18 protein-coding genes are annotated in these 17,075 nt (G+C 65.1%); 6 read left to right on the forward strand and 12 right to left on the reverse strand.

Annotated features, from left to right (window positions below; translation table 11 throughout):
* The first annotated feature begins 12 nt into the window (after window positions 1-12).
* Entirely contained in the window at window positions 13-633 is a 621-nt protein-coding gene (locus tag J2X11_RS00995; RefSeq protein ID WP_309965519.1) for a TetR/AcrR family transcriptional regulator, read from the forward strand.
* Here the strand turns inward: J2X11_RS00995 and J2X11_RS01000 are convergent.
* The 6 genes from J2X11_RS01000 to J2X11_RS01025 all read right to left on the reverse strand — a co-directional run bounded on the left by J2X11_RS01000 (window position 608) and on the right by J2X11_RS01025 (window position 5,862).
* Window positions 608-1,042, reverse strand: coding sequence for an SRPBCC family protein (locus J2X11_RS01000; RefSeq protein ID WP_309965522.1), 435 nt, complete (start codon window positions 1,040-1,042; stop codon window positions 608-610). The two genes, J2X11_RS00995 and J2X11_RS01000, sit on opposite strands and share 26 nt — an antisense overlap.
* A gap of 23 nt (window positions 1,043-1,065) precedes the next feature.
* Window positions 1,066-2,061 carry an NAD-dependent epimerase/dehydratase family protein gene (locus J2X11_RS01005; RefSeq protein WP_309965525.1) on the reverse strand — a complete coding sequence of 332 codons (996 nt, stop codon included), beginning with the start codon at window positions 2,059-2,061 and terminating at the stop codon, window positions 1,066-1,068.
* Between the two features lie 2 nt (window positions 2,062-2,063).
* Window positions 2,064-3,212 carry an acetyl-CoA C-acetyltransferase gene (locus J2X11_RS01010; protein ID WP_309965529.1) on the reverse strand — a complete coding sequence of 383 codons (1,149 nt, stop codon included), beginning with the start codon at window positions 3,210-3,212 and terminating at the stop codon, window positions 2,064-2,066.
* A gap of 79 nt (window positions 3,213-3,291) precedes the next feature.
* Window positions 3,292-3,882: a TetR/AcrR family transcriptional regulator gene (locus J2X11_RS01015; RefSeq protein WP_309965533.1), complete on the reverse strand. Its 591-nt coding sequence runs from the start codon at window positions 3,880-3,882 to the stop codon at window positions 3,292-3,294.
* A 1-nt stretch (window position 3,883) separates the two neighbouring features.
* Entirely contained in the window at window positions 3,884-4,687 is an 804-nt protein-coding gene (locus J2X11_RS01020; RefSeq protein WP_309965537.1) for an SDR family oxidoreductase, read from the reverse strand.
* Window positions 4,684-5,862 carry an acyl-CoA dehydrogenase family protein gene (locus J2X11_RS01025; RefSeq protein ID WP_309965540.1) on the reverse strand — a complete coding sequence of 393 codons (1,179 nt, stop codon included), beginning with the start codon at window positions 5,860-5,862 and terminating at the stop codon, window positions 4,684-4,686. The genes J2X11_RS01020 and J2X11_RS01025 overlap by 4 nt, the downstream gene beginning before the upstream one ends.
* Before the next feature lie 81 nt (window positions 5,863-5,943).
* On the opposite strand from J2X11_RS01025, the gene J2X11_RS01030 reads away from it, so the two are divergent.
* From J2X11_RS01030 to J2X11_RS01050, 5 genes are read left to right on the forward strand one after another with little or no spacing between them, the layout of a single operon-like run.
* Window positions 5,944-7,461, forward strand: coding sequence for a FadD3 family acyl-CoA ligase (locus J2X11_RS01030; RefSeq protein ID WP_309965544.1), 1,518 nt, complete (start codon window positions 5,944-5,946; stop codon window positions 7,459-7,461).
* Window positions 7,458-8,309 (forward strand): enoyl-CoA hydratase, encoded by an 852-nt coding sequence (locus J2X11_RS01035; protein WP_309965547.1) that lies wholly within the window; start codon window positions 7,458-7,460, stop codon window positions 8,307-8,309. The genes J2X11_RS01030 and J2X11_RS01035 overlap by 4 nt, the downstream gene beginning before the upstream one ends.
* A complete protein-coding gene (locus J2X11_RS01040; protein ID WP_309965551.1) occupies window positions 8,306-9,439 on the forward strand; it encodes an acyl-CoA dehydrogenase family protein in 1,134 nt (377 codons plus the stop codon). The genes J2X11_RS01035 and J2X11_RS01040 overlap by 4 nt, the downstream gene beginning before the upstream one ends.
* Entirely contained in the window at window positions 9,436-10,398 is a 963-nt protein-coding gene (locus J2X11_RS01045; protein WP_309965554.1) for an acyl-CoA dehydrogenase family protein, read from the forward strand. Before J2X11_RS01040 ends, J2X11_RS01045 begins: the two co-directional genes overlap by 4 nt.
* Window positions 10,395-11,435: an acyl-CoA dehydrogenase family protein gene (locus tag J2X11_RS01050; RefSeq protein WP_309965557.1), complete on the forward strand. Its 1,041-nt coding sequence runs from the start codon at window positions 10,395-10,397 to the stop codon at window positions 11,433-11,435. Before J2X11_RS01045 ends, J2X11_RS01050 begins: the two co-directional genes overlap by 4 nt.
* Before the next feature lie 31 nt (window positions 11,436-11,466).
* Here J2X11_RS01050 and J2X11_RS01055 read toward each other — a convergent pair whose 3' ends face one another.
* From J2X11_RS01055 to J2X11_RS01080, 6 genes are all read right to left on the reverse strand, one after another.
* Window positions 11,467-11,829 (reverse strand): YciI family protein, encoded by a 363-nt coding sequence (locus J2X11_RS01055; RefSeq protein WP_309965560.1) that lies wholly within the window; start codon window positions 11,827-11,829, stop codon window positions 11,467-11,469.
* 79 nt (window positions 11,830-11,908) lie between these two features.
* Entirely contained in the window at window positions 11,909-12,529 is a 621-nt protein-coding gene (locus tag J2X11_RS01060; protein WP_309965563.1) for an alpha/beta hydrolase family protein, read from the reverse strand.
* 20 nt (window positions 12,530-12,549) lie between these two features.
* The gene (locus tag J2X11_RS01065; protein ID WP_309965566.1) at window positions 12,550-13,833 is read right to left on the reverse strand and encodes an FAD-binding oxidoreductase; all 1,284 of its coding nucleotides are present in this window, start codon (window positions 13,831-13,833) and stop codon (window positions 12,550-12,552) included.
* A 33-nt stretch (window positions 13,834-13,866) separates the two neighbouring features.
* Window positions 13,867-14,463 carry a TetR/AcrR family transcriptional regulator gene (locus tag J2X11_RS01070; protein ID WP_309965568.1) on the reverse strand — a complete coding sequence of 199 codons (597 nt, stop codon included), beginning with the start codon at window positions 14,461-14,463 and terminating at the stop codon, window positions 13,867-13,869.
* 2 nt (window positions 14,464-14,465) lie between these two features.
* Entirely contained in the window at window positions 14,466-15,584 is a 1,119-nt protein-coding gene (locus tag J2X11_RS01075; RefSeq protein ID WP_309965571.1) for a hypothetical protein, read from the reverse strand.
* A complete protein-coding gene (locus J2X11_RS01080) occupies window positions 15,581-17,056 on the reverse strand; it encodes an FAD-dependent oxidoreductase (protein ID WP_309965575.1) in 1,476 nt (491 codons plus the stop codon). Before J2X11_RS01080 ends, J2X11_RS01075 begins: the two co-directional genes overlap by 4 nt.
* Window positions 17,057-17,075: the final 19 nt, after the last annotated feature.

Consider the following 17,075-nt stretch of genomic DNA (forward strand, 5'->3'; position numbering starts at 1 on the left):
ATCATGAGCCGTATGTCAATGGCGTATGAAGTCGGAGGGCGCAGCAATCAGAAGCAGCGAACACGCGAAGCTTTGGTAGCTGCCGCGCAGGTTCAGGTGCGAGAAGGACGAGCCCCGACCGTCGAGGAGGCCGCCATCGCGGCAGGCATCTCGCGGACGACCGCCTACCGCTACTTCCCCAACCAGCGGTCACTGTTGGCGGCGGCGCATCCGGAAACTGCGACCACCTCGATGTTGTCCGATGCGCAGAGTCACGACCCCGTCGAGCGGCTCGACGAAGTGGTCAGGACCTTTGGCAGGTTGGTCCTCGAAACCGAACAACAGCAGCGAACCATGTTGAGGTTGTCGCTCGAGGCTGAGCCCGACGAGGGATTGCCGCTTCGCCAGGGGCGTGCCATTGCATGGATCACCGAAGCCCTCGAACCGCTGAAGGGGCAGTTGTCCGACGCGGAGATTCGCAGCCTCGTTCTCGCGATCCGCAGCGCCACCGGGATCGAAGCCCTCGTATGGCTGACCGACATCGGTGGACTCTCACGCGAGAAGGCCACAGAGCTCATGCAGTGGTCAGCCAGAAGCATGCTCCAAGCCGCACTCGCCGGAAGCCCGCCTAGAGGGACTCGACGTACTTCTTGAAGTCCTTGCTTCCTGAGTCGAGAGCGCTCTTGAGTACGCGCTTGAGCAAGAAGCCGGGCAGCGGCACCTTGACGCCGATCTCGAGGTCGAGCTTGATGTGCGTACCCGCGGCGGTGGGGGTGAGCGTGTAGGTCGCGACCTGCTTGGACTGCATCGAACTCTCGACCATCTCCCACGTCACCGAGTTGAGTCCGTTCCACGTGTAGTCGGTGACTTCCTCGTCGTTCATGCCCGCGGCCGACACCTGTGCGCGCACGCGATGCGGGCGCCCATCGGGATGGCGCGACACGACCTCAGCCGACTTGTGAGCGCTGGAACGCTTGGGCAGATCCTCGATCGCGGCCACGACGTCCATGACCTGCTCGGGAGTCGCGTTGACGTCGAATTCGGTGGTTCCACTGACGGCCATGTTCAGACCATATTGCGGATCCGCTAACGCAGTCGGCCGATTGCGCGAAGTGACGTCACCGTGTCCGTGAGAGTCTGCTCAGTCGTCCGCCACGTCATCCCGAGTTCGGCCTCAGCTGGCCTGTCATCGGACGGGGGCATATGCGTGTAGTAATCCATGCCTGCGGCGGTGACATCCTTGAGCAACGCTGGCAGCACTGGCCGCGCCTTATCCGCTGCTCGACCCATAAGCCGCAGCACCACATCTGGCACTGGCACGTGCACGATGCGCTTGCCGCCGGACTTGCTGAGAACCCGGGCCAACTTTGGGGCAACCAACTGCTGACCACCCGCCATAAATCTGCGCGGGCCCTTTCCGGGCATGAGCAACAACGCATGCAAGAGGCCCAAATCACGGACGTCGATGATGGTCCACGCAGCGCTTCGCCCCGGGACCGTTCGCATTCGAAGCACCGACTCGACGCCCTCGGCGGCCTCGCCGAGCTGATTGCCTGCAGCCGGTCCCATGACCATTCCGGGATAGGTGATCACCACCGGCGCGCCCGACTCCTGCAACTCGCGAGAGAAGTCCTCCACGCGCGTCTTCGACACGCCGTACCCATCGCCACCCCCAGAGGGGGGAAGGTCAGCTGAGAAGGTTTCGAGGTCCGGCTGAAACAGTGCGGTGATGCTGGAAACCGAGACGATTGGATCAAGTCCGAGATCCACGGCCTGGCCAAGGACGTTTCGAGCCCCGGCAAGGTTGGCCTCGATCATCTCCTCGGCCCGCTTCGGGTCGGTGGTCACCACCGCGGCAGCGTGAACAACCGCATCGCACCCTGTCAGTGCAGTCTTGACGGCTTCGGCGTCGGTCATGTCCCCGACGACAAAGTCGCCGGTGTCAACGCCGAGAGTTGCCACGCTGATCGCAAGCCTGGCCGGGTCACGGACCAGGAAACGTACTTGATGGCCGGCATCCTGGATCGCCTTTGCCGTCCAACCACCAACGAATCCAGTGCCGCCAGTGATCAGAACACGCACGTTTAGATCCGTTCGATGATGGTGACGTTTGCCTGTCCGCCACCTTCGCACATGACCTGCAGGCCGTACCGGCCTTCTGTGCGCTCAAGTTCGTTGAGCATCGTCGTCATCAGACGGGTGCCGGTGGCGCCGATCGGGTGACCGAGGGCGATACCGCCGCCGTTGACGTTGACCTTCTCGTGCGGGACGTCGAGCTCCTGCATCCAGGCGAGAACGACCGAGGCAAACGCCTCGTTGCACTCGAACAGGTCGATGTCGCCGACGGACATTCCGGCCTTGGCCAGAGCGTGCTTGGTCGCCGTGATCGGACCAGTCAGCATCCAGATCGGGTCGTCGGCGCGTACGGATAGGTGGTGCACGCGGGCGCGCGGCGACAGGTTGTGGTCCTTGACGGCCTGCTCGGAGGCGATGAGGACCGCGCTAGCGGCATCGCTGATCTGCGAGGCAACGGCGGCGGTGATGCGACCGCCGGGAGCCAGTGGCTCAAGGCCGGCCATCTTCTCCATCGACGTCTCGCGCGGGCACTCGTCGGTCTCGAAGTCACCGACGGGAGCGATCTCGGACTTGAAGCGACCTTCGGCGATGGCCGTACGAGCGCGCTCGTGCGACGCGAGAGCGAACGCTTCCATCTGCTCGCGGGTGATGTCCCACTTCTCGGCGATCATCTCGGCCGAACGGAACTGGCTGACTTCCTGGTCGCCGTAGCGAGCCTGCCAACCCGGCGACTCGGCGAACGGTGTTGTGAAGCCGTACTGGTCGGCGACGAGCATGGCGGCTGAGATCGGGATGGCGCTCATGTTCTGCAGGCCGCCAGCGACGACGAGATCCTGGGTTCCGGACATGACGCCCTGAGCGGCGAAGTGCACCGACTGCTGCGACGAGCCGCACTGGCGGTCGATCGTCACGCCGGGGACGTGGTCGGGGAGTCCAGCGACGAGCCAAGCCGTACGTGCGACGTCACCGGCTTGCGAGCCGATCGTGTCGCAGCAACCCATGATCACGTCGTCGACGGCACCCGGGTCAACGCCCGTGCGGTCCACGAGGGCTTTGAGGACGTGGCCGCCGAGGTCGGCGGAGTGCATCTGGGAGAGCGACCCCCCGCGCCGGCCAACCGGCGTACGAACTGCGTCAACGATGAATGCTTCGGTCATGCCGTCGCCTCCTTGAGAAAACCACTGTAGGAAGACAACGGCATGACTGCTCCTTTGATTGTTCTCTCGCTTCGCTCGTTCATGAGGTGATCCCGTCGAGAAGGATGGTGAGGTACTGATTGGCAATGTCGGTGTGGCTGAGCTTGGCGCCCGGGCGGTACCAGCGGACTGCGACCCAGACGGTGTCGCGAATGAAGCGGTAGACGAGCTCGATGTCGAGGTCCTGGCGCAGTGCGCCAGAACTGACACCCTCGTTGAGCAGCGCGTGCCAGACGTCGCGCGACTGCTGGTTGCGGTCGGCGAGGTAGGCAAAGCGCTCAAACGTGCCGAGGTAGTCGGCCTCGTTCTGGAAGATGGCGACTTCGTTGCGGTGGCGGTCGATCGCTTCGAACGAGACGCGCACGGCGGCGTCGAGCTTGGCTCGCGGGTCGGCGTCACCGGCGACGATCTCGGCGTACTTGCCGAAGAGCTCCTCCTGGAACGACGACAGGATCTCGTCGACCATCGACTCCTTGGAGTCGAAGTGGTGATAGAGCGAACCGCTCAGAATGCCAGCGGCGTCGGCGATGTCGCGGACCGTCGTGTTCTTGAACCCCTTGGTCGCAAACAGCTCCGCCGCGATGGCGAGCAGCTCATCGCGTCGGGTCGAAGTCTGCGCCTGGGACGTCATGTCAGGCTCGCTGGCTCGAGACGGAGATGACTTCACCGGTCAGGTACGACGAGTAGTCGGAGGCGAGGAACACCATCACGTTGGCGACCTCCCACGGCTCGGCGGCGCGGCCGAAGGCTTCACGCTGCTTGAGCTCGTGGAGCAGCTCGTCGCTGGTGACCTTGGCGAGGAACGGGTGCATAGCGAGCGACGGCGAGACCGCGTTGACGCGGATGCCGTACGGCGCGACGTCGAGAGCGGCGCAACGAGTGAGTGCCATGACGCCAGCCTTGGCAGCCGCGTAGTGCGCCTGACCTTCCTGCGCGCGCCAGCCGATGACCGAGGCGTTGTTGACGATGACGCCCTTCTTGCCAGCGTCCTTCATTCGGTTGCCAGCAGCGCGTACGCAGCGGAACGTGCCGGTCAGGGTGATGTCGAGAACGCGTGACCAGTCCTCGTCGGCCATCTCCAGAACGTCGGCGGTGCCGCCGAGTCCTGCGTTGTTGATCATGATGTCGACGCCGCCATGCTCGTCGGCAACATCGAGGAGCGCCTGAACCTGAGCCTCGTCGGTCACGTCTACGGTGATGGCGCGTACGCGATCTTCGCCGAACTCGGCACCGAGCGCTGCGCGCGACTCTTCGAGGCGACGCTCGTGGGTGTCGCTGATGACGACCATCGCCGCACCCTCTTCGAGCGCGCGGCGGGAGACTGAGGCGCCGATGCCGGCGCCGGCTGCTGCCGTCACGACTACGACCTTGCCGGCGAGGAGGTTGTGGCCCTCAACGTAGTCAGGAGTGGGCTGTTCCGGACGCATGACGGTCATCCGCGTGCTTCTCTCGGTAGGCCGAGCACGCGCTCGGAGATGATGTTGCGCTGAACTTCGTCGCTGCCGCCATAAAGCGTGTCGGCGCGAGAGAAGAGGTAGAGGTTCTGCCAGCGAGTCAGGTCGTACATCTCGCCGTTGGTCACCAGCGCTCCAGAACCGCAGACTTCCATGGCGAGCTCGCCGAGTCGGCGGTGCCAGTTGGCCCAGACGAGCTTGGCGACGTTGTCAGCACCGGGTGTGGCTTCGGTCAGCGATCGAATCGCGTTGACGCGCATGACCTCGAACTCGGCGCTGTGCTGCGCGAGGCGGTCACGGACTACGGGGTCATCGAGCGAGCCGTTGCTGCGAGCGAGCTCGATCAGGTCGTTGAGCTCCCGCTCGAAGCCCACCTGCTGGCCGAGTACGGAGACACCGCGCTCGAAGCCGAGCAGCGCCATCGCCACCTTCCAGCCGTCGCCGGGTTCGCCGAGGATCATCGACTCGTCGGTGCGGGCACCGGTGAACCAGACCTCGTTGAACTCGCGGCCGCCAGTGATCTGCTCGATCGGACGGATCTCGATGCCCTCCTGATCGAGCGGCATCAGGAGGAACGAGAGGCCGTGGTGGCGCGATGAGCCGGGCTCGGTGCGGGCGATCACGAAGATCCAGTCGGACTCCTGCGCCCAGGACGTCCATACCTTCTGGCCATCGACGACCCATTCCGCCCCCGATCCAGCACCAGTGTCGAGCACACCCTTGGTGCTGACCGCTGCGAGGTCGGAGCCGGCGCCGGGCTCGGAGTAGCCCTGGCACCACTGCTCTTCGACCGAGAGGATCTTGGGAAGGAAGCGCGCCTTCTGCTCGTCGGTGCCGAACTCGATCAGCGTCGGGCCGAGCAGCTTCTCGCCGAGGTGGTTGACCGTCTCGGGTGCATCGGCGCGGGCGTACTCCTCATAGAAGATGGCCTGCTGCGCGAGGCTCAGCCCGCGACCTCCGTGCTCGACGGGCCAGCCGAGGCAGGTCCAGCCGTGCTCGGCGAGGTGACGGTTCCAGGCCAGGCGCTCGTCGTACGCGTCCTCACCGCTGCCGGTACCGCCCACACCCTTGAGGTGAGCCCACTTGCCGGTCAGGTTTTCGGCCAGCCACGTGCGTACTTCCTCGCGGAAGGCAGCGTCATCGGTTGCAGTGCTCACCGCTGGCTCCTTCCTGCTCCGGGTCGTACTCCGCTAAGGTAGCCTACCAAGCAAGTGTTTGGTTTGTTGAGAGGATGTGCAGTGGGCAACACCGTCCCTGGACTTGTACGCCGCGCGGCCAACGAATTTGGCGACGCTCCGGCGTACTTCATGGATGGCAGCACCCTCTCCTTCACCGAGCTGCACGAGCAGGTTCGCCGTACGGCGGCCGCCTTCCGCGCTCAGGGTCTCGAGCCCGGCGGATGCGTCGTGCTCTGGGCCCCCAACAGCATTGAGTGGGTCGTCGCGGGATTCGCCGTCACGTACGCCGGCGGCACGTTGGTGCCCGCCAACTCGCGCTACACGGCTCACGAAGTCAGCGGACTCGTCGAGCGCACCGACGCCTCACTGGTGATCGTCGCCGATGGATTCCTCGGCAAGTCGCAGATCGCCGACCTCAGCGCCGTCGCACCCAACGCGAAGATCCTCGACCTCGCCGATCTCGGCTCGCTCGAGTCCAGCGACGCCGACCTCGCGGCCGTCGAAGCCGCCGCCGACGCTGTCTCCCCCGACGACATTGCCGACATCCTGTTTTCCTCGGGTACGACCGGCCGCCCCAAGGGCGTGCTCAGCTCGCACCAGCAGAGCGTTGCATCCGGAGCCAGCTGGAGCGCAGTCGGCGAAGTCACCAGCGATGACCGCTACCTCGTGATCAGCCCGTTCTTCCACTCGTATGGCTACAAGATCGGCGCACTCACCGGCCTGATCCGCGGATGCACGATCTACCCGATGGCGACCTTCGACGCCGACGCGGCACTCGATCTGATCGCGGCAGAGCGGATCACCATGGTCCCCGGTGCTCCAGCGATCTTCCTGGGCCTGCTCGAGTCGCCGAAGTTCCCGACCACCGACACCTCTTCATTGCGCTTCGCCAACACAGGAGCGGCGAACGTACCCGTTGCCCTGGTCGAGCGCCTGCAGACCGAGCTCAGCTTCGACCTCGTGATCACGGCCTTCGGCATGACCGAGTGCGTCGTCGCCACGATGTGCCGCCGCGGCGATGCCGACGAGACCATTGCCACCACCTGTGGCAAGGCCATCGACGGCATGGAGACCGCGATCGCCAACCCCGAGACCGGCGAGCATCTTCCCGCTGGCGAAGAAGGCGAGCTCCTCCTCCGTGGATCGCAGGTCATGCTCGGCTACCTCGACGATCCGGCGGCTACAGCCGAGGCGATTGACGCCGACGGCTGGCTCCATACCGGCGATGTCGGCGTACTCGACGAGCGCGGCTACCTGCGCATCACCGACCGGCTCAAGGACATGTACATCTGCGGCGGCTTCAACGTCTATCCCGCCGAGGTCGAGCAGGCGCTCGTACGCCTCGATGGCGTGGTCGACGCGGCCGTCATCGGCATCCCGGACGATCGTCTCGGCGAGGTGGGCAAGGCATTCGTCGTACGACGTCCCGACAGCGACCTTGACGCCGACGCCGTGATCGCGTTCGCTCGGGAGCGGCTCGCCAACTTCAAAGCACCCCGTGAGGTCGCGTTCGTTGACGCGTTGCCCCGCAACCTGTCCGGCAAAGTCCTGAAGAACGATCTGAGGAGCACATCGTGACCGAAGAAGAAGTTGTGACATACGAGGTCATCGACCAGGTCGCTCGCATCACGCTCAACCGTCCGGAGTACCGCAACGCACAGAACTCCGCCATGACGTACGCGCTCGACGCTGCCTTCGTGCGCGCGACGGATGACGACAACGTCAAGGTCATCGTGCTCGCCGGCAACGGCAAGCACTTCTGCGCCGGGCATGACATTGGCACGCCGGGTCGCGACGTCGACGTCGAGTTCGATCGCAAGGCTGTCATCCACTGGACCCACGTCGACAAAGTGGGCGGCGACCTCCGCTACGCCCGCGAATCAGAGGTCTACCTCGGGATGTGCCGCCGCTGGCGCGAGATCCCCAAGCCCGTCATCGCGATGGTGCACGGTGCCTGTATTGCGGGTGGTCTGATGCTCGCCTGGTCGGCCGACTTCATCATCGCCTCGGACGACGCGTTCTTCTCCGATCCCGTCGTACGCATGGGCATCCCCGGTGTCGAGTACTTCGCTCACCCGTGGGTCATGAACCCGCGTGCCGCGAAGGAATTCCTCTACTCCGGTGACCGTTTCTCCGCTCAGCGCGCCCACGAGCTCGGCATGGTCAACCAGGTCGTGCCCGCCGAAGAGCTGGAGAGCACCGTCCTCGCACTGGCTGGCCGCATCTCGCAGATGCCCCGGTTCGGACTCGCCCTCACCAAGAAGGCCGTCAACCAGGCCGAGGACCTGCAGGGCATGCGCGCCGGTATGGACTCCGTATTCGGCCTGCACCACTTCGCCCACGCCCACAACGCCGAAGTCGGGGCCGACTCGCTCGGCGGACTCGACGCAAAGTCGATGGCCAAGAAGAACAAGGAACAAGAGTGAACCTGGAATTCACCCCCGAGGAGCTCGCGTTCCGGGACGAGGCTCGCGCCTGGCTGGCCGCCAACGTTCCGACCGAGACACTTCCGTCGATGGACACCGCCGACGGCTTCGCCGCCCACCAGGCGTGGGAGAAGAAGCTGTCCGACGCGAAGTGGTCCGTCGTGTCGTGGCCCGAGGAGGTCGGTGGCCGCGGGGCTTCGCTGATCGAGTGGGTCATCTTCGAAGAGGAGTACTACCGCGCTGGCGCCCCCGGACGCGTCTCCCAGAACGGCATCTTCCTGCTCGCACCGATCATCTTCGATCACGGCACACCTGAGCAGCAGCAGCGCTGGCTGCCGTCGATGGCGACCGGCGAGACCATCTGGGCCCAGGCCTGGTCCGAGCCAGAGGCCGGATCCGACCTTGCCTCGCTGCGGTCGACCGCGAAGCGGGTCGATGGTGGCTGGCTGCTGAACGGTCAGAAGACCTGGTCGTCGCGCGCCACGTACGGGCACATGGGCTTCGGCCTGTTCCGCTCTGACCCGGAGGCCGAGCGCCACCGCGGTCTCACCTACTTCTGCTTCCCGCTCGATGCCGAAGGCGTGACGGTACGTCCGATCGCCCAGCTCGACGGTGAAGCCGGCTTCGCCGAGCTGTTCCTCGACGACGTCTTCGTGCCCGATGCCGATGTACTCGGCGATGCGGGAGACGGCTGGCGCGTGGCCATGAGCACCGCCGGCAACGAGCGCGGCCTCTCGCTTCGTTCGCCCGGCCGATTCTGCGCAGCAGCCGACCGACTGGTCGAGGTTTACGCCGACAGTCCCAACCCGGCACTCTCCAGCGCTGTCGTTGACGCGTGGGTGCGCGCCGAGGCATACCGCCTCTACACCTGGGGCACGGTCACGAAGCTCGCCGACGGTGGCGACATTGGCGCTGCTGGCTCGGTCAACAAGGTCTGGTGGAGCGAGCTCGACGTCGCGCTGCACGAAAGCGCGCTCGACCTGCGCGGCGCCGAGGCCGAAGTCGAGTCCGCCTGGACCGACGGCTACCTGTTCTCCCTGTCGGGCCCGATCTACGCGGGAACCAACGAGATCCAACGCAACATTGTCGCCGAGCGCATTCTCGGACTCCCCCGAGAGGCACGCGGATGAAGTTCGAACTGACCTCCGACCAGCGCGACTTCATGTCAGCGCTCGACGGACAGATCGCTGCAGCCGATCCGGTCGCGGCCAACCGCGCCTGGGGCGAGGGCGACACCAAGCCGGGCGAAGCACTCTGGGAGCGCATCGCCGAAGTTGGCGTCTCCGGACTGCTCATTGCTGAAGAAGACGGCGGACTCGGTGCAACCCCGGTCGAGCTGGTCTGCGCCTTCGAGATCCTCGGGCGTCATGCCGTACCCGGCCCGTGGATCGAGTCGGCGGCGTACCTCGCCACCGCACTCACCGGGCCCGAACGTACGGCGATCGCCGACGGCGCCGTTGCCACGGTGGCCGTACCCCCGCACACTCCGTACGCAGTCGACGCTGACGTCGCAGGCGAGCGCTACTTCGTGGCCGATGGGGCTTTGAAGCAGGCCGACCTCGGCGACGCAGTTTCCTCCGTCGATCCCACTCGTCGTCTGTTCAGCGTCACGGCTGGAGCCGCTGTCGACCACGGCGATCTGGATGCCGCGTTCGACCTCGCAGTTCTTGCCGCTTCGGCTGAGCTGCTCGGTGCCGGCGAGCGGGTGCTCGACGACGCTGTCACGTACGTGAAGCAGCGCACCCAATTCGGCCGCACGATCGGCTCGTACCAAGCGATCAAGCACCAGCTGGCCAACGTACGTATTGCTCTCGACTTCGCTCGACCGTTGATCTACGGCGCCGCCATGAACCCGACACCGCGCGCGGTCTCGGCGGCCAAGATCCAGAGCGCGGAAGCTGCCAACATCGCGGCTCGCGTAGGCCTGCAGGTCCACGGCGCGATCGGCTACACGGCTGAGTACGACCTGAGCCGCTGGCTACTTCGCATCCGTGCGCTGCAGACGGCGTGGGGCACTCCGGCATTCCACCGCGAGCGGGTGCTCGCATCGCTGCTGGCCTCTCCCAGTTCATTGAGCCCGTCGAAATGACGGACCTCGTCCCCTCGCAGGATCACATCGAGCTGGCCCGCTCGGTGCGCAAGATGCTCGACAAGCGCTCCGACAGCCAGGCTGTCCGCGATGCGTTCAATGGCTTCGATGCCGAGCTCTGGTCGACGCTGTGCGAGCAGATGGGCGTCGCCGCGCTCGCGATCCCGGAGGAGTCTGGCGGAGCCGGGTTCACCCTCGCCGAAACATACGTCGTGCTCGAAGAGCTTGGCCGCGCGCTGACACCTTCTCCCCTTCTCGCTTCTGTTACTGCCGCCGCGGCGCTGACGGACAGCCCGCTGCTCGAAGAGATCGCCGCGGGCACCGTTGCAACGCTCGCGTGGTCTGGCGTCACCGGACCGGCCGATGCGCCCGTCGGCGTCACGTTCGAGGACGGCAAGCTCACCGGATCGGTGTCGGCTGTCCTGTACGGCGATGTCGCCGAGATCATCCTCGTAGCCGCTGAGCACGATGGCGGCGTCGGACTCTTCAGCGTCGACCCGTCGGCTGTCAGCCGTACGAAGGTCGCCGGACTCGACCCCACCCTCAGCTTTGCCACCCTCGAGTTCGACGGCGTAACGGCGGAGACCATCACGCTCGACGCTGCATCAGCTCTTGCGACGGCTCATCGCGTCGGCACCCTTGCCGCTGCCGCGCTCCAGGTCGGCTGCGCACAGCGCGGTCTCGACATGACGGTCGACTACACCAAGACGCGTGAGCAGTTCGGTCGTCCGATCGGCTCGTTCCAGGCGCTCAAGCACCGCATGGCGGACCTGCTCGTACGAGTGCAGATGTCTCGCGCCGGAGCGTGGGCTGCTGTTCAGGCTCACGTCAACGACGCACCCAACGCCGATCGCTTGGCTGCCGCCGCTGGCTCGTACTGCAGCGACGCTGCCGTCGAGGTCGGCGGCGAGACCGTACAGCTGCACGGCGGAATCGCCATCACCTGGGAACACGACGCGCATCTGATCCTCAAGCGCGCTCAGGCTCTCAACCAGTTGTTCGGCCTGCCGCACCAGCAGCGCGCGACGCTCATCTGAAGACGAACGTCGCGCACTGATTCGGGACTGCTCAGGCCAGGCCGTCGAACGGGCGAACCTCGACCGGGCCTCCACAGGCTTTCGAGCCCTCGGTCGCGAGGCGCAGCGCCACGTCGAGGTCTGGCGCATCGATGATCCAGAACCCCCCGATGTACTCCTTGGTCTCAAGGTAGGGACCGTCGACGACCAGCGGCTTCTCGCCTGTGCCGTCGACGACAGTTGCTGACGACGCGGCGGCGAGACCACCGGCAAAGACCCAGTAGCCATCGGTCCGCAACTTCTCGTTGAAGACGCCAGTCGTGACGAATGCCGCTTCCATCTCCTCTTTCGAGGCGTAGTTTCCGAACTCGCCCATCTCAGCGGGGCCGTGGACGGACAGCAAGTAGTGCGTCATGGATTTCTCCTCAGTCACAGCGGCCCTGTTGACCGCTTCCTACTTTCACTACGAACGGCATCACGCCGATACGACAAACCTAGGCACCTGAAATCAAATCAGCCAGCCAGATGGAGATGGCGGAGCGGATCGCGGGCGCTTCCTTCTTCAAGGAGTGATCTCCTGACACCACGACCAGCGTGACTTCCTCCTGCAAGGTCTTCGGATCCGGTACGCCGAACGGGTCACGATCTCCTTGCACGACGAGTGTCGGCACTGTCACCGCAGTGAGCTCGAGGAGTCGAGACTTCTCGGGGCGACCGGGCGGATGCAACGGGAATGCAAGGCACAGAACTCCCGTCGCGCCCACAGCACCGGACGTTCGGCAGGCAACCCGGCCACCAAACGATCGCCCACCAACGACCAGCGGCAGGTCCTCCGGGTGCACCTGCGACGCAACCTCGATCCATGCTGCATCGACCTGAGCAGGAGGAGCAGGAGCCTTGCGTCCCGCTACTCGGTATGGCTGCTCGACCAGGGCGACCACGAGCCCAGCCCGCAGCGCCTCCTCGCTCGCAAGGGTGAGGTCGTGAGCCGTCACGCCCCCACCAGCTCCGTGGCCGAGCATCATCAGCCCAATGGGATCGACGTCCGGGCGTGCGAGATGCACTCGCGCGTCACCGTGCGGGGTCGGAACCAGCGAAACCGCGAGCTCGGTCATGCAGAGATCGTACGGACCGCCTAGGGAGCGATGTTGAAGTTGCGCCGGAAGACGTTGTCCGGATCCCAGGCGCGCTTCACCTCGCGCAGCCGGTCAAGGGTGTCCTTCGGCCAGAGCGCCGCGATGTCCTCTGCGGTGTCCGATCCGAGGAACCCGGAGTAGGACCCGAAGCCCTGATCACCGATCGTGCGCCATACGGCTCGAGCATGCTCGAAGTCAGCATCCGTTGACTCCGGGTTCATGAACGCGGCCGACACGATCAACGCCTCGGCCCTCCGATGGGCGAACGCCGTGGCCGACGGATCGACGCGGCCGTAGGCGCCGCCGAGGCCGCGTAGGAAGACCACGCGGCCACCAGCTGAGTACGCCTCCGTGACCGCGGTGATGAGCGGCTCGTCGACCGACTCCACGAAGGCGTTGCCGATCACCGGCGTGACCTCCTGATGAGGTGGTCCCTCCTCGAGCACCTCGGCGTACACGTGTTCGGAGATGTCCTCCGCGACGACCTTGCCGATGGCACGGAAAGGCTCGATCGCCGCCAAGTCGTCGCCGGCAAGGCAGAGGAAGAGGATCGCGGCGGCGGGGAAAGGTCCGAATGCCGGCCGCAGCGCCAAAGTCGCGGTGAACTCGTCCGGAGCGGTGCGCATCGTGGCAGCCCAGCCCTTCACCAGCTGATCGAGATCCTCCAACGCGTATTCAATCGTCCCGAAATGCACGGTCGTGACGGGCTGAGCCTGGAACTCGAGCGCGGTGACCACACCGAAGTTGCCTGCACCTCCGCGCAGTCCCCAGAACAGATCCTCGTTCTCGGCAGCCGAAGCCCGTACGACATCACCCGAGGCGGTGACCACCTCGGCTGCGAGCAGGTTGTCGAGAGCGAGTCCGTGCTTGCGGACCATCCAGCCGATCCCGCCAGCCTGGGTCAGGCCGCCAACCCCGACCGAAAGCGTGTCACCTGAGCTGATCGCGAGGCCATGCTTGCCCAGCTCCGTAGCGGAGGGACCCCAAGTCGCGCCACCACCGATTCGTACGCGGTGATCGCCCAGGATCTCGACTTGATCGAGCTTCGACAGGTCGATGATGAGGCCGTCGTCGATGGTTCCGTACGAGAGCGCATTGTGGCCGCCGTTGCGGACGGCTATCGGAAGACCCTCGGCCTGAGCGTGGCGAACAGACTCGGCCACCTCACCCGGCGAGGTCGGTTGAAGGATCAGTGCAGGCGTTCCCGTGTCGTACTTCGTGGCGCGTGCAGAGTCGTAGTCAGCGTCGCCCGGACGTATGGCAGCGATGTGGTCGATCGTCATATGACGACCCTAGAACCTCAACCAAACTTGGGGTCAAGCGTTGAGAGCTGGCCCCAGCCAACGACGTACGAACGACCGGATGTCGTCGGCCGACCGGGGCGGGTCTGCCGGGTACTGGAGGAGCGAGACGAACAATCGCATCAGCATCTCGGCCAGGCCCTCGAGCTCGTCGTCCTGGACGCCGATTGCACTCCAGTCGACGGGGATGTCCCGGAGGATGTCGGCACCGATCGAGAACGACATCGTGGTCGTGACGTCGCGACTGAAGACCTCGGTCTCACCCGCCTGAAGCAGGAGACCGATACTCGGCTCGCGAGGAATCTCCTCGATGGACCACACGATTGACTCGATGGCCACGTCGGCCGCGGAGTCGAACGTTGCCAAGTGCGCGGTCATCCGCTGAACGAAGTCGGCGAGTCCCGCCTGCGCCACAGCTTCCAGCAGCTCGGAGTGACTCGGGTAGTACCGATAGACGGTCTGCCGCGTCACGCCCAGTTCGGTGGCGACGACCGAGACGGTCGTCTTGGCGGCGCCGAACTTCTCCACGCACGAGCGCGTGGCAGCGATGATGCGCAGCTTCGCATCATCTTCCGTATGCGGCGGATTGCCCTGCCAGCCGTGATGGCCCACGCTCAGCCCACCGCGACCTTGGCCTTGTTTCGTCCGGAGAAGAGCACAAACAGAATTCCGGCGGCGCCCACGAAGCAGAGGATCGTGTAGAGACCGCTGCCGATGGGTGTGCCGTCGCTGGTGATGCCGTCCTTGGCGTCGAGGAACTCCGGCAACGAGGCGAGCCAGAGCCCAGCGAACACGATGACCCAGGCCGCGGGATAGATCCGCGCGAACGGTGTCATCGGCTCCGACTCGTGACGGCGCTGCGTGAACAGGACCCATGCGCCGGCCAGCCAGATGAGGCCGAGCTCAATGCCCATGACCCAGGCCTGGCCGGTGACATTGGGGGTGTCGCCACCGAAGAAGCTCGCCGGGATACCGAACAAGCCCATCGCCGGCGGAGCCAGCGCGCCAGCCAGGAGGATGCGCCACGTGAGCGACCAGCCGCGACGTGGTCCCCCATCGGCCGACTTCGAGCCGACCAACTTCACGATGAGGAACGTCAGGACGCCGAACGAGACCGAGGCGAACAGCACCATGCTGCTCATAGGGACAGAGGCCAGTGCCGGGTGGTTGACGTCCTGGTTGGCGTCGTTCCAAGCCCACCACTTCAGCTGCGGGCCGAGCTGATCGAAGATCTCGTAGAACACCTGACATACGAACGCGACTGCCACGGCACCAGCGAGTGCACCACGCTTGAAGACACCGAGCACTCGTACGAGCTCGTACGTCAGCTGAGCCAATGCCGGGTAGATCGCGATGATGTAGAGCGGCAGACGATCCCACATGAACTGCACCGTGAAGATGTTGTGGGCAAAGATGAAGCCGAACTGCTTGTCGAGACCAAACCACTCCGGGAAGTAGAGCGGCGGCTCAGTGACGAACAGGTAGACCAGTGGCGCGAACCAGAACGCCAGGTTGACCGGATCACCCTCGCGGAAGCGGCGAATCGCATGCACCAGCGCGAAGATCGCACCAGCGATGATCAGCAGCTCGAGCACCGGTTGCGTCCAGTTGGCCAGGCCGAAGGGGTTGTGTACCGAGACAACCGGGCTGACGTCATGGCAGTCGAAGCCGAGCTTCTGCGTGACGGCCTCGGCCGCTTCTTCACACGTTGCAGACGAAATCAGTGCGCTCATCGTGATGCCTCCAGCTCAGGTACGGCAGTGCCAGCTTCAACAGACCAGTCCTTGCCGGGCGGATCCAGCTGGGGGTCGAATCCAAACGGGATCTTGTGACGACCGAAGACGTCTTTGACCTTGTAGCGCAGCAGTCCGAAGATGACCCGCGGACTCCGCATCATCGTCCCGATCGGCTCGTCGAGGTTGAAGACCCGGGCGAAGTGCTCGTCCACCACCTGGTCCTCGCGCGCCGCTCCGGTGATGAGGTTGAACATCGACGCTCCGACGGACGCCAGGATCTTGCGCATCCACGGCGCGACCGTCTCAGTACCGGTGGCGCAGTCGTAGCCACGGTCGCGGGCCATCGCCATCGACCACGGGACCTTGAATTCCTTGGCCTGGCTGGCGACGAATCCCTGGTAGAACGCGGGATCGAGTGCGGTGGTCGATTGCAGGGCGCCGCTCAGGCGTACGGACGAGAGCGCGGCCGAGCTCATGCCCTGGCCGTAGAACGGGTTGAACGCGCAGATCGAGTCGCCGATGAAGACGACGCCCTCGGGTGCGTGAGGCAGCTTGTCGTAGCGGCGCCACTTGTTGCCCGTCGACTTCGTCAGGTGCACCTCGGACGTCGGCGTTGATGCCTCCATGGCGGCGGCGAACTTCGGAGTCTGCAGGTTGTTGGCTGCAGCGATGAACTCCTCCTCGTTGTGAGGCATGTCCAGACCCCACGACCCCATGCACGCAATCGAACGGTTGCCCTCGATCGGGAAGAAGTTGCTCAGGTATTCGTGCTCCTTCGGATGATCGCCCTTCTTCTCCGTCGGCATGATGACCATGTGCTGCCACCACCAGGTGTCAGCGCGCTCCTCGGCCGAGGGAAGGTCGTACCACTGCGACACATAGGTGACCTTGGCGTCGAGAGTGATGACCGGAACCTCTGGCTGACCTGCAGCGACGAGCCAGTCGGAGACCTTCGAGCCACGACCAAGTGCGTCGACCACGAGATCGGCATCGACCTCTTCGCCGCTGAACTTCGCGCCGGTGACCCGACCCGCGTCATCGATCTTGATGCCGGTGACCGAGACACCTTCTCGGATCGTGACATTGCCAAGTGCTCGTACGCGGTCGCGCAGCACCCGCTCGATCAGCAGGCGCGAACCGTAGACCATGTCCAGCGCACCCCGCTTGCGCGGCGACCAGCCGACATCAGTCATATGAGCTGTGTCCATCGACGCAATCAGCGGCATACCGCCAGCGGCGATGAGGTCCGCTTCGAAGCCGGGGAACAGCACTCCGAGCGCCCGCCGTCCCGAGTTGAGCAGGAAGTGAGGGTGCTTGCTCTGCGGCACCCCCTTGCGGTGCTCTGCGTCATGCGGCAGCAGATCGCGCTCGAGAACCAGCACCTCATCGAAGTGGGGAGCCAGTGCACCAGCGGCTGACAGCCCCGCCATGCTTCCACCGAGAACTACTGCAGTACGTCCGAGGGTCATTCCCGGCCTTTCAGGTCAA

The sequence above is a fragment of the Aeromicrobium panaciterrae genome (assembly GCF_031457275.1).
GTDB classification, from domain to species: Bacteria; Actinomycetota; Actinomycetes; order Propionibacteriales; family Nocardioidaceae; genus Aeromicrobium; species Aeromicrobium panaciterrae_A.